Origin of the sequence: Streptomyces sp. NPDC001728 (assembly GCF_040297565.1) — a bacterium.
Taxonomy (GTDB): Bacteria; Actinomycetota; Actinomycetes; order Streptomycetales; family Streptomycetaceae; genus Streptomyces.
In genome coordinates this window covers 82,956-93,627 of the sequence record NZ_JBEOZK010000005.1, presented here as the reverse complement: position 1 = coordinate 93,627, position 10,672 = coordinate 82,956, and the positions used below count along the sequence as shown (strand labels likewise).

Here is a 10,672-nt window from a genome sequence, read left to right as displayed (position 1 = left end):
AAGGCGCGCGGAATCCTACGGTCATGCATAGGATTCCCTTGTGGGCTCAGGACAGGAGCGGGCGATGACCACGGAGCAGGCCAGGAAGACGGCCGAGGCGCTCGGATACAGCACCGGTTTCGGCAACGAGCACAGCTCGGAGGCGATCCCCGGCGCGCTGCCGCACGGCCGCAACTCCCCGCAGCGCGCACCGCTCGGGCTCTACGCCGAGCAGCTCAGCGGCAGCGCCTTCACCGAGCCGAGGGCGCACAACCGCCGTTCCTGGCTCTACCGGATCCGCCCCTCGGCCGCGCACCCGCCGTTCACCCGGATCGACAACGGCACGCTGCGCGGCACGCCGTTCACCGAGACCGTGCCCGACCCCAACCGGCTGCGCTGGGACCCGCTGCCCGAGCCGGCGCCCGGCACCGACTGGCTGGCCGGTCTGTGGACTCTCGGCGGCAACGGCGACGCGACCCAGCGCACCGGCATGGCCGTCCACCTCTACCACGCCAACGCCGCCATGGAGCGGGTCTTCGGCGACGCGGACGGCGAGCTGCTGATCGTCCCGGAGCGCGGCGGCCTGCTCCTCCGTACCGAACTCGGCCTGCTCGCCGCCCACCCCGGCGAGGTCGCGCTGATCCCGCGCGGGGTCCGCTTCCGCGTCGAGCTGCTCGACGAGACCGCCCGCGGCTATGTCTGCGAGAACTTCGGGGCGCCGTTCCAGCTCCCCGACCTCGGCCCGATCGGCGCCAACGGCCTGGCCAACGCCCGTGACTTCCGGGCCCCGGTCGCCGCGTACGAGGACGTCGAGGGTCCGGTGGAGGTGGTCAACAAGTACTGCGGCAACCTCTGGTCGGCGACGTACGGCCACTCCCCGCTGGATGTCGTCGCCTGGCACGGCAACCACACCCCGTACGTCTACGACCTGCACCGCTTCAATGTCATCGGGACGATCTCGTACGACCACCCCGATCCGTCGATCTTCACCGTCCTCACCTCACCCTCCGACACCCCGGGGCTCGCGGGCGTGGACTTCGTGGTCTTCGCACCGCGCTGGCTGGTCGGCGAGGACACGTTCCGCCCGCCGTACTTCCACCGGAACGTGATGAGCGAGTACATGGGCCTGATCGAGGGCGCGTACGACGCGAAGACGGCCGGAAAGGGAGGTTTCGTGCCCGGCGGCGGCTCGCTGCACAACATGATGTCGGCGCACGGCCCCGACCGGGAGACCTTTGACCGGGCCTCTGCCGCCGAGCTGCGGCCACAGAAGATCGACGACGGCCTGGCGTTCATGTTCGAGACCCGCTGGCCGGTGACCGCGACCCCGCAGGCGGCGGAGGCCGACCATCTGCAGCAGGGGTACGACGACGTATGGCAGGGTCTTGAGCGCCACTTTCGGCCGTAGTGTCTCGGCCGTAAGCCCGTAGCCTTCGTACGGAGAACCCGTGACCGCCTTCGCACCCGACTCGCTGGTCCTGAACCGCAAGCTGCCGCTCTGGTACCAGGTCTCGCAGTCGCTGCGCGCCTCGATACTGGGCCGCACGCCCGACGCCTCGCTGCGGCTGCCCACCGAGGAGCAGCTCGCGGCCCACTACGGCGTGAGCGTGCTGACCATGCGCCAGGCCCTCAAGGAACTGGAGGAGGAGGGCCTGATCAGCCGGCACCGGCGGCGCGGGACCTTCATCGAGCCGGGCGCCCGGCGCTCCACCCCGCGCCGGCTGCTCGGCTCGATCGACGCGATCGTGGCCCAGCAGTCGGGCGAGCTGACGACGGTTCTCGGCCATGGCACCGCCCCGGTGCCGGGTGAGCTCGCGGAGCACTTCCCCGATCTGACGGAGATCGTGGCGTACCGGCGGCTGCGGCGCGACGGCGAGAGCGGGGAGCCGACCAACTGGGCGGAGAACGCGGTGCGTCCCGAGCTGGCCGCCGCGATCGACCCGGCCGATCTGGAGCGCTGGCCGATGACGAAGGTGCTGAGGGACGTCGTCGGGGTACGGATCAGCCGCATCACCGACACGGTCGAGGCCCGGCTCGCCGACCCGGAGACCGCCGCCCTGCTCCAGGTCCCGCTGCTGTCCCCGATCCTCCACTACACCGGCGTGACCTACGACGAGGACGGCAGGGTCGTCGACGTGGCCCGCATCCGCTACCGGGGCGACCGCTTCTCCTTCACGGTGACGGTGGAGGCGCACTGACGAGTTCACCGTGACGGTGGAGGCACACTGACGAGTTCACCGTGACGGTGGAGGCACACTGACGGGCGGGAGTCCCGGAGCGTGGTCCGGCAGCGGAATCCCGCCGACGCTGGAAGCCCGCTGAGCGCCCTCGTTAGCATGCGGAGCGTGACGGAAGCTCCTGGAGCGCACGACGCCGACCCGCCCCTCCTCGACGACCTCATGCCGTGGTCCGTCGCGCCGCTGCGCTTCGGCCGAGCGTGGATCGCGGCGCCGGACGTACGGACGCTGCGCGCCCGCTGGGACCGGCTCGCCGCCGCCGAGGGGGCGGAGCGGGAGTCCCTGTTCCGGCCCAGCCGGGCGAGGAACCCGGCGAGCGCGGTCGCCGCGCTGCCCGGGCAGCGGACCGGGACCGCCCGGTGGGCCCGCGAGCCGGGCCCCTGCCCCGAGCCCGTACGGATCGCCCGGGGGCCGTACGAGGAGCAGTGGCTGCTCCCCGACCACCGGCTGATCGACACCGCCCGCCCCGAGCTGTGGCGGGTCGCCGGCGCACCGCAGCTCTTCGCGGTCGAGCAGGGGTACGTGCCGGGCGCCGCAGGCCCCGCGCTCCTCGTGACGGCCGCGCTGCCGGAGGGCCGCTCCCCCGCCGGCCGGCCGGGCCGCATCCGGCCGCTCTTCCGGCGCCCCGGGGGCCACGAGCCCAATCTCGCGCCGGGTCTCCTCGCGTTCCTCGGGGAGCGGTACGGGCACGAGGTCGACGCCCACGCGTGGCTGGCGTGGACGGTGGCGGCGTCCCGCCCCTCCCCCGCCGGGTGCCGGGTGCCGCTCCCCGAGGACCCGGAGGTCTGGGCAGCGGGCGTGGCGCTCGGCCGGGACCTCGTCGACGTCCAGGCGCGCGGCGCCCTCAGCGGGACGAGGCCGCGGCTGCCGGGCGGACGCCGTCCGTATGTGCGGGCGGCGGTCCCGGCGCGTCCCGGGACGGTGACGTACGACGAGGGGGACGAGACGCTCTGCCTCGACGAGGGCCGGATCTCCCCCGTACCGGCGGAGGCCTGGGAGTTCCGGGTCGGCGGGGTGCGGGTCCTCGAGCAGTGGTTCGCGCACCGGACCGCCGCGCCGGAGCCCGGCTCGCTGGAGGCGATCGGGCCGGCGGCCTGGCCGCAGGAGTGGACCTCGGAGCTGCTGGAACTGATCACCGTGCTCGCGCTGCTCGGCGCACGGGAACCGGAGCGCGCCGCGTTCACGACGGGAACGACAGGAACGGCGGGAACGGCGGGAACAACGGGAACGGCTGGAACGACGGGAAGCGCGACCAGGGAGGAGCTGCGGGCCGCCGGGATCCTGCCCCCGCCCTGCCGGGCCCGCCGCCCCGCGTCCGTACTGGACCATCAGGAGGAGGGCCCGGAGGGGCAGTTCACGCTCCTGTGACGGAACCCGCCGACTCGGCCGAGCCGCCCACCACGCCCACCACGCCCACCTCAGGATCGAACGAGTCCAGGAGGCGCGTGATCGTCAGCGTGAAGACCGCGTCCGCGTCGATCGGGGCGGGTGCCTCGGCGAAGAGCCCCGCGAGGTGCGGGTACCGTCCGCTCGCCAGCTGACTCCCGAGGTAGGCGCCGCGCACCGCTTGTTCCTCCGCCTCGGACCAGGGCAGTCCCCGGGCCCGCTCGGCGATGGCGTGCTCGTTGGCGACGGTCGCCATGACCGTGCCGTTGACCATGGCGATCAGCTGCATCTTCAGCCCGGCGGGGATGCCGAGGGGGGTCAGGCAGGCGAGGCACCACTCCAGGAAGGCCAGGGCGTTCGGGCTGAACCCGTACGCGGTGGTCATGATCCGGGGAAGCCAGGGGTGCCGGTACATGATCGCGCGGCCCTGGCGGGCGATGCCGGTCATGTCGGCGCGCCAGTCGCCACTGGGCTCCTCGGGCAGCTCGTACTCGCCGCTGACGGCGTCGACCATCAGCTCGTACAGGTCCTCCTTGCGGGGGACGTAGTTGTAGAGCGACATGGTGCCGCAGCCGAGTTCGGCGGCGATGCGACGCATGGAGACCGCGTCGATGCCGTCCGCGTCGGCGATGCGGACGGCCGCGTCCACGATGTCCCGTCGGCTGTACGCCGGTTTGGGGCCTCGCCCCGCGCGCTCGGGCCGCGCCCAGATCACTTCCGGTTCGGCCGCTCGGCCCGCCATGGATCATCACCTCGCCTCCATCGTAGTTACGTACACCGTACGCAGTGGGGTATGGTCGCGCCATGACGACTACGTACGCTGTACTTAGTGAAGGTCTGCAGAAGCGGTACGGTGAGGTCCACGCCCTCCGCGGCCTCGACCTCGCCGTCCCCGAGGGCTCCGTCTGCGGCGTCCTCGGCCCCAACGGCGCCGGCAAGACCACCGCCGTCCGTGTCCTCACCACCCTCGCCAGGCCCGACGCGGGAAGTGCGCGGGTCGCGGGCCACGACGTGGTGCGCGATCCGGCGGGGGTACGGAAGCGGATCGCGGTCACCGGGCAGTACGCCTCGGTCGACGGCGACCTGACCGGCGCCGAGAACCTGCGCCTGTTCGCCCGGCTGCTGCGCGCGCCGCGCTCCCGCGCCGACGAACTCCTGGAGCGGTTCGGCCTGACCGCGGCGGCCGGGCGGCCCGCCCGCACGTACTCCGGCGGCATGCGGCGCAGGCTCGACCTGGCGGCGAGTCTGCTCGTACCGCCCAGGGTCCTCTTCCTCGACGAGCCCACCACCGGGCTCGATCCGCACAGCCGCAACGACATCTGGGACGCCGTAAGGGAGTTGGCGTCCGAGGGCACGACCGTGCTGCTGACCACCCAGTACCTGGAGGAGGCCGACCAGCTCGCCGACGACATCGTCCTGATCGACGAGGGGCGGGTCGCCCAGCGCGGCACCCCGGCCGAACTCAAGGCCCTCGTCGGCAGCTACGCCGAGGTCGTCGTCGCCCCCGCCTCCCCGCTCGAAGCCGCCGCGGCCGTCCTCGACCAGCTGACCGGTTCGGCGCCGGCCCTGGACCCCGAGCGCCGCACGGTCGGCGCGGTGACCACGGACACCACGCTCACCCTCCCCCGGATCGTCCGCGAGATCGACGCGGCCGGGGTGCTCATCGTCGACGCGTCACTGCGTCCGCCCACCCTCGACGAGGTGTTCCTGCGCCTCACCGACCGGAAGGAGCTCGCCGCGTGAGCACCGCCCTCGTCCACGACGGGACGGCCGTCCTCGGCCGCCACCTCCGCCGTGTCCTGCACGCCCCCGCGATGACCGTGATGACGCAGACGATGCCGATCGTGTTCCTGCTCTTCTTCGGGTACGTGTTCGGCAGCGCGCTCGCCCTGCCCGGCGCCGAGTACCGGTCCCAGCTGGTGCCCGGCCTGCTGGTGGCGACGGCGGCCGGCGGGCTCATGACCGGCATGTTCCAGTCCGCCCAGGACGCGCACCGGGGCGTGATGGACCGCTTCCGGACCATGCCGGTGAGCCGGGCCGCGGTCCCCCTCGGGCAGGCACTGGCCGACCTGGTGGCCAGTGCGGTCGGCACGGTCCCGCTGGTCCTGGTCGGGCTGGCCATGGGCTGGCGGATCGAGGGGACGGCGGCGGAGGCCCTGGCCGCCCTCGGTCTGCTGCTGCTCTTCCGGTTCGCGACGACCTGGGTGGGCATCCTGCTCGGCCTGGCGTCCAAGAGCGAGGAGGCGGCCGGACAGCTCGGCAGCGCCACCTTCATGCTGCCGCTGCTGTCCAACGCGTACATCCCGACGGACAACCTGCCGGGCTGGCTGCGGACGGTCGCCGAGTGGAACCCGATCTCGGCGGTCACCACGGCGGTCCGGGCCCTCTTCGGCAACGCGCCGACCCCCGCCGACGGGGCCTGGCCGGTGACCCACCCGGCCGCCGGGGCACTCCTCTGGTCCCTGGGCCTGATCGCCGTCTTCGCCCCGCTCGCGGTACGCCGCTACGCCCGGGGCTGACGGGCCGGCCGACCGCGCCGGGCGGGAAGCGGGCCCGCCGGCGAGATGCCCCCTGATGACAAGCGCCGCCCCCGCAGGGTAGGCAGGGCTTCCATGAGCACTCAGCCACTCCCCCTCGAAGGCATCACGGTCGTCGCCGTCGAGCAGGCCGTCGCCGCCCCCTTCGCCACCCGGCAGCTCGCCGACCTCGGCGCCCGCGTCGTCAAGGTCGAACGGCCCGACGGCGGGGACTTCGCCCGGGGGTACGACACCGCCGCCCGGGGTCTCGCCTCGCACTTCGTGTGGTGCAACCGCGGCAAGGAGTCCGTGGCGGTCGACCTCAAGGACCCCCGGGGCCTGGCGCTCGTCCGGCGGCTTGTGGGCGGCGCGGACGTCTTCGTGCAGAACCTCGCCCAGGGCGCGGCGGCCCGGCTGGGCCTCGACGCCGCCACCCTGTGCGCCGCGCACCCGAGGCTGATCGCGGTGGACGTCTCCGGGTACGGGGCGGAGGGACCGTACGCGCTCAAGCGGGCGTACGACATGCTCGTGCAGTGCGAGGCGGGCCTCGCGTCGGTGACCGGGACGCCGGAGCAGCCGGTCAAGTCCGGGATCCCGGCGGCCGACATCGCGGCCGGCATGTACGCCTTCTCGGGCGTCCTCGCCGCGCTCGTACGGCGCGGCACCACCGGGCGGGGCGGTCCGGTGGAGATCTCGCTGCTCGACTCGCTCGCGGAGTGGATGGGGCACCCGTTGCACCACGGGATGCACGGGGGTACGCCCCCGGCGCGCACGGGGCTCGCGCACGCGGTGATCGCCCCGTACGACGCCTATCCGACGGCCGACGGCGGGCTGGTGCTGCTCTCCGTGCAGAACGACCGGGAGTGGCGGCGGCTCGCCGAACAGGTCCTCGGCCGGCCGGAGCTTGCCGACGCCCCGGACTTCGCGACGAACACGGCGCGGGTGGCCGGGCGCGCGGCGACGGACGCGGTGGTCGCGGCGGCCCTGGCCCCGCTGACGGCACCCGAGGCGCTGGCGCGCCTGGACGCGGCGGGAATCGCCTGCGCCCGGCTCAACTCGGTCGCGGAGCTGGCGGACCACCCCCAGCTGACGGCCCGTGACCGCTGGCGGGAGGTGGAGTCACCGGCCGGGCCGCTGCGCGCGCTGCTGCCGCCGATCGTGTTCCCGGACGCGCCGGAGCCACGGATGGAGCGGATCCCGGCACTCGGGCAGGACACGGACGGGGTGCTCGCGGAGCTGGGTGTGCCGGAGACGGAGGTGAAGGAGCTGAGGAGTGCGGGGGTGATCGCCTGAGAGTGGGGCGGGGACACGGCGACAGGCACGAGAGGTGGGTCGGTGGGTGCGACGGGCCCGGTCGGGCGGGCGGACCCGTCGGCCTTCGGGTGCGCAGAACCGGTTGGGGGCACGAACGGGTCTTCCCTCGGGTGCGAACCGACCCGTCAGCGGGCACGAAGGAGCGCCGGACGGGCGGGGACACGTCCGGCGCTTTCACTGGCGCCGCGCTTTCGTTCTGCCGGGCAGGGGCGGGCGGCAACCTCGCCGGTAGGCGACGGCCCGGTGCGCCCGACCGTCAGCGGCGCGTACCGAAGAGCGAGCGGCGGAGTCTGCGGAGCGGGGCGAAGAGCGAGACCCGCGCGCTGCGGCTGCGGTGACCGTGCACCGGCGCCTCGTGCGTACGCGTCGTCAGTTCCCGCATCAGCAGCGTCGCCTCGGCCGCCTCACGCTGGGGCACGGCGGGTCCGCCGAGCACCGCGAGATGGCGGTCGAGCCGCGAACTGGTCGCGCTGCTCCCGCAGGTGATGGCAGGCACTCGCGGCCTGCTGCGCATTGCTATCTGTTCCATGTCACTCCCCACCCGTACAAGGGCACCCGACCCAGGGCAGGTTAACCCTATCGCCCCGCCGTGACACCCGTGTATCCCGGCGGCGGGATTCGTCGCACTCGTACGGAGGTTGACGGTCACTGTCCGAATCCATCTGATTCCAGGGCGAGTTGGACAGGCTTCGAACACCTGCCGAACCGTCATGAACCATCCTGCCCCCACGGCGGTCACCGGCGGGCACCCGGGTCGGTGTGATCTCCGCCACCAAGATCGTCCGAGCGGTTCCGGGTCGAAGGACCGGCGCCCGAAGGACCCTCCTCGGCTACCGTGGATCCATGACGGTGATCGCGGGTCGTTACCGGCTTCTGGACGTCCTCGCCGAGGGGGCGACCGGCACCGTCTGGCGCGCCCTGGACGAGACGGACGGCCACGAGGTGGCCCTCAAGGAGTTCCGGACCCCGGACGGGCTCCCCGCCGACGAGGCACCCCTGCTGTTCGCGCGGCGGGAGCGCGCGGCGCGGGCCGCCGCCCGGATCTCCCACCCCTCCGCCGTACGGACCCTCGGTGTGGCCACCGAGGACGGCCGGCCGTGGGTCGTGACGGAGCTGGTAAGGGGGCTCACCCTCGCCGAGACGCTGGAGGCGGCCGGCCCGCTGTCCCCGCGCGAGGCCGCACGCGTCGGCGCGGAGGTGCTCGGCGCCCTGCGGGCGGCGCGCGAGGCGGGTGTGGCGCACCGGGGCGTGGGGCCGGGGCACGTGCTCCTCGCCAACGACGGGCGGATCGTGGTGACCGGCTTCGGCACGGCCCCCGAGGACGCACCGGGGCCGGAGGGGGACCTGCGCGCCCTGGGGGAACTCCTCAAGGCCGCGGTCGGGGCACCGCCGTCGGGCGGCCCGGTCCGCCGGACCCCTGCGGACGACGTGCGCGACGCACTCGGTGCCCTGGTGGAGGGACTGCTGCACCCCGACGCCGAACGCCCCCTGACGGCGGACCACGTCGAGCGGGAGCTGCGACGGGTGGCGGCGGGCGGGACGCGGGTCGCGCGGGCGGAGCCGTACGCGACGGACGGCGCGGGCCGCACTTCGACCGACGGCGGCGCCGGGAACGGACGCCGGGCACGGGACGGTGACGAGGAGGACGGCGAACGCCGGGCGGGTGCGGGAGGCAAGGCCTCGACGCCGGAGGCGGGTGCGACGTCGTCCCGCAGGACCGGCGCGCCCCGCCGGGGGCCCGTGCTCGTCGCCGGGCTGCTCGGCGCGCTGCTGATCGCGGGGGCCCTGACGTACCACCTGGTGGTGGACGACGAGGGCCCGGACACCGGGCCCGGTCCGGGCGGTGCGACGAGCACCGCTCCGGCCGGTCCCGGCGCCACGGACGGCGTGGGCGGCGGCTCCGTTACACCGCGTTCCTGAAGCTGGGCAGGTAGCCGCCGGACTGTCCGGCCGCGGTCGGGTGGTAGGACTCCCCGATGTTGAGCCAGTTGACGCTGTGCAGCCACGAGGAGCTGGAGCAGATCTCGTGACCGGTGAAGGCCGGGACCACGCTGGAGTAGGTGTAGCCGTGGTCGGCGGCGCGCTTGGCGACGGCGGCGTTGAGGTAGTCGGAGGCGCCGTTGATGGCGGTGCGCTCGTTCTCGCTCAGGCCGGCGATGCAGCTGCCGCCCAGCTGGTAGAAGCGCGGGTAGCCGAGGACGACGACATGGGCGGAGGGCGCCTTGTTCCGGATCGCGGTGTAGACGGCGTCGAGCTTCCCGGGGAGCGTGCTGTCCACGTAGCTCTTGGCCTGATTCACACGGTTGATACAGGTGGCCTCGGACTGAAGCACACAGGTCGTCATGACGTCGGCGAAACCGGCGTCATTTCCCCCGATCGTGAGAGAGACCAGGTCAGTGGCGGCCGAGAGGGGGCCGAGCTGATTCGCGGTGACATCACCCGTTCGGGCGCCCGAGCAGGCGGTGAAGGCGAACGAGGAGGGGGCGTTCGCGTTCTTCCACAGCACTGGGAACGCCTTCGTGGAGCGCTTGCAGTCGCCGCTGGCGCTGTCGTAACTCCCCGAGCCGACACCGGAGGAGTACGAGTCCCCCAGGGCCACGTAGTCGAGTGCGGCGGTCTCGGCGGCCTGAGCGGCACCCGCCCCGGTGAGGGCGAGGACGGCTCCGAGCAGGAGCGCGGAGGAAAGGGCGGTAAAACGGGGCAGTCTCATGGAACCTCCCTGTAGCAGGATCTCTGCGCTACCAGGTAGTAGCATCGGATCCGCCCCGCCGGAAGTGTTCATGTCAAAACTGGTGGTGAACATCCTCCGATCCCCCGTCAGGGACCGTCGAGATCCGGCCATGAGAGGAACCGGAGCCTCCGGTCCCGACGAAGTGGTCGGACGAGAACACGACACATTCACACAACAATGCACAGCGGCATGATCTTGAATCACCGTTGCCCGCATGCGGACGGATTGATCGAAGCCGACCGGGACGTTTTGACATCCGACCGTCGAACCTTCGCCAAACTGCCGAAAACCAGGCCGTAGATGAGGGACTTGCCATACAGTCCCCTTCATCAATACCGTCGTAGATCTCACTCGCACCGGTCCGTCACGCAGAAGCGGCTCAGGGGAGGGCTCTAGCGTCGCTGGTGGTCCCGGGGCGGGGCGCGGTAGGGGGGTGCCGTGCTCGGTGCTCGAACGTGCGCCGAGTCGCGGGTGCCGCGCGGCCAGACATGCCAACTCACCTGTCCCAC

General features: G+C 73.0%; 10 protein-coding genes. 7 read left to right on the top strand and 3 right to left on the bottom strand.

Features of this window, described 5'->3' with window-relative positions; genetic code table 11:
* The first annotated feature begins 64 nt into the window (after positions 1-64).
* From hmgA to ABT154_RS10120, 3 genes are all read left to right on the top strand, one after another.
* Entirely contained in the window at positions 65-1,387 is a 1,323-nt protein-coding gene (gene hmgA, locus ABT154_RS10130; protein ID WP_351855290.1) for a homogentisate 1,2-dioxygenase, read from the top strand.
* Between the two features lie 40 nt (positions 1,388-1,427).
* A complete protein-coding gene (locus ABT154_RS10125) occupies positions 1,428-2,177 on the top strand; it encodes a GntR family transcriptional regulator (RefSeq protein WP_351855287.1) in 750 nt (249 codons plus the stop codon).
* Positions 2,178-2,315: 138 nt separating this feature from the next.
* Complete coding sequence (locus ABT154_RS10120; protein ID WP_351855285.1) at positions 2,316-3,584, top strand: type ISP restriction/modification enzyme; 1,269 nt, start codon at positions 2,316-2,318, stop codon at positions 3,582-3,584.
* Here the strand turns inward: ABT154_RS10120 and ABT154_RS10115 are convergent.
* The gene (locus ABT154_RS10115) at positions 3,571-4,344 is read right to left on the bottom strand and encodes a TetR/AcrR family transcriptional regulator (RefSeq protein ID WP_351855282.1); all 774 of its coding nucleotides are present in this window, start codon (positions 4,342-4,344) and stop codon (positions 3,571-3,573) included. The genes ABT154_RS10120 and ABT154_RS10115 overlap by 14 nt on opposite strands.
* A gap of 62 nt (positions 4,345-4,406) precedes the next feature.
* Between ABT154_RS10115 and ABT154_RS10110 the strand changes: the two genes are divergently transcribed.
* The 3 genes from ABT154_RS10110 (at position 4,407) to ABT154_RS10100 (ending at position 7,411) form a co-directional block, all read left to right on the top strand.
* Positions 4,407-5,345 (top strand): ATP-binding cassette domain-containing protein, encoded by a 939-nt coding sequence (locus ABT154_RS10110; RefSeq protein WP_317878511.1) that lies wholly within the window; start codon positions 4,407-4,409, stop codon positions 5,343-5,345.
* Positions 5,342-6,121 carry an ABC transporter permease gene (locus ABT154_RS10105; RefSeq protein ID WP_351855278.1) on the top strand — a complete coding sequence of 260 codons (780 nt, stop codon included), beginning with the start codon at positions 5,342-5,344 and terminating at the stop codon, positions 6,119-6,121. Before ABT154_RS10110 ends, ABT154_RS10105 begins: the two co-directional genes overlap by 4 nt.
* 93 nt (positions 6,122-6,214) lie before the next feature.
* Positions 6,215-7,411, top strand: a complete 1,197-nt coding sequence (locus ABT154_RS10100) for a CaiB/BaiF CoA transferase family protein (RefSeq protein ID WP_351855275.1) — start codon at positions 6,215-6,217, stop codon at positions 7,409-7,411.
* Between the two features lie 277 nt (positions 7,412-7,688).
* On the opposite strand, the gene ABT154_RS10095 is transcribed toward ABT154_RS10100, so the two are convergent.
* On the bottom strand, positions 7,689-7,961 hold the full coding sequence (locus ABT154_RS10095; RefSeq protein ID WP_030212846.1) for a hypothetical protein: 273 nt from the start codon (positions 7,959-7,961) through the stop codon (positions 7,689-7,691).
* A 314-nt stretch (positions 7,962-8,275) separates the two neighbouring features.
* On the opposite strand from ABT154_RS10095, the gene ABT154_RS10090 reads away from it, so the two are divergent.
* Entirely contained in the window at positions 8,276-9,352 is a 1,077-nt protein-coding gene (locus ABT154_RS10090; protein WP_351855273.1) for a serine/threonine-protein kinase, read from the top strand.
* On the opposite strand, the gene ABT154_RS10085 is transcribed toward ABT154_RS10090, so the two are convergent.
* Entirely contained in the window at positions 9,336-10,142 is an 807-nt protein-coding gene (locus tag ABT154_RS10085) for an SGNH/GDSL hydrolase family protein (RefSeq protein ID WP_351855270.1), read from the bottom strand. The two genes, ABT154_RS10090 and ABT154_RS10085, sit on opposite strands and share 17 nt — an antisense overlap.
* Positions 10,143-10,672 lie beyond the last annotated feature (530 nt).

What these genes read in the sequence shown, in the direction of transcription:
- hmgA (WP_351855290.1), top strand. Translation starts at nt 65, where the DNA reads ATGACCACGGAGCAGGCCAGGAAGACGGCCGAGGCGCTCGGATACAGC.
- ABT154_RS10120 (WP_351855285.1), top strand. Translation starts at nt 2,316, where the DNA reads ATGCGGAGCGTGACGGAAGCTCCTGGAGCGCACGACGCCGACCCGCCC.
- ABT154_RS10115 (WP_351855282.1), bottom strand. Translation starts at nt 4,344, where the DNA reads ATGGCGGGCCGAGCGGCCGAACCGGAAGTGATCTGGGCGCGGCCCGAG.
- ABT154_RS10110 (WP_317878511.1), top strand. Translation starts at nt 4,407, where the DNA reads ATGACGACTACGTACGCTGTACTTAGTGAAGGTCTGCAGAAGCGGTAC.
- ABT154_RS10100 (WP_351855275.1), top strand. Translation starts at nt 6,215, where the DNA reads ATGAGCACTCAGCCACTCCCCCTCGAAGGCATCACGGTCGTCGCCGTC.
- ABT154_RS10095 (WP_030212846.1), bottom strand. Translation starts at nt 7,961, where the DNA reads ATGGAACAGATAGCAATGCGCAGCAGGCCGCGAGTGCCTGCCATCACC.
- ABT154_RS10090 (WP_351855273.1), top strand. Translation starts at nt 8,276, where the DNA reads ATGACGGTGATCGCGGGTCGTTACCGGCTTCTGGACGTCCTCGCCGAG.
- ABT154_RS10085 (WP_351855270.1), bottom strand. Translation starts at nt 10,142, where the DNA reads ATGAGACTGCCCCGTTTTACCGCCCTTTCCTCCGCGCTCCTGCTCGGA.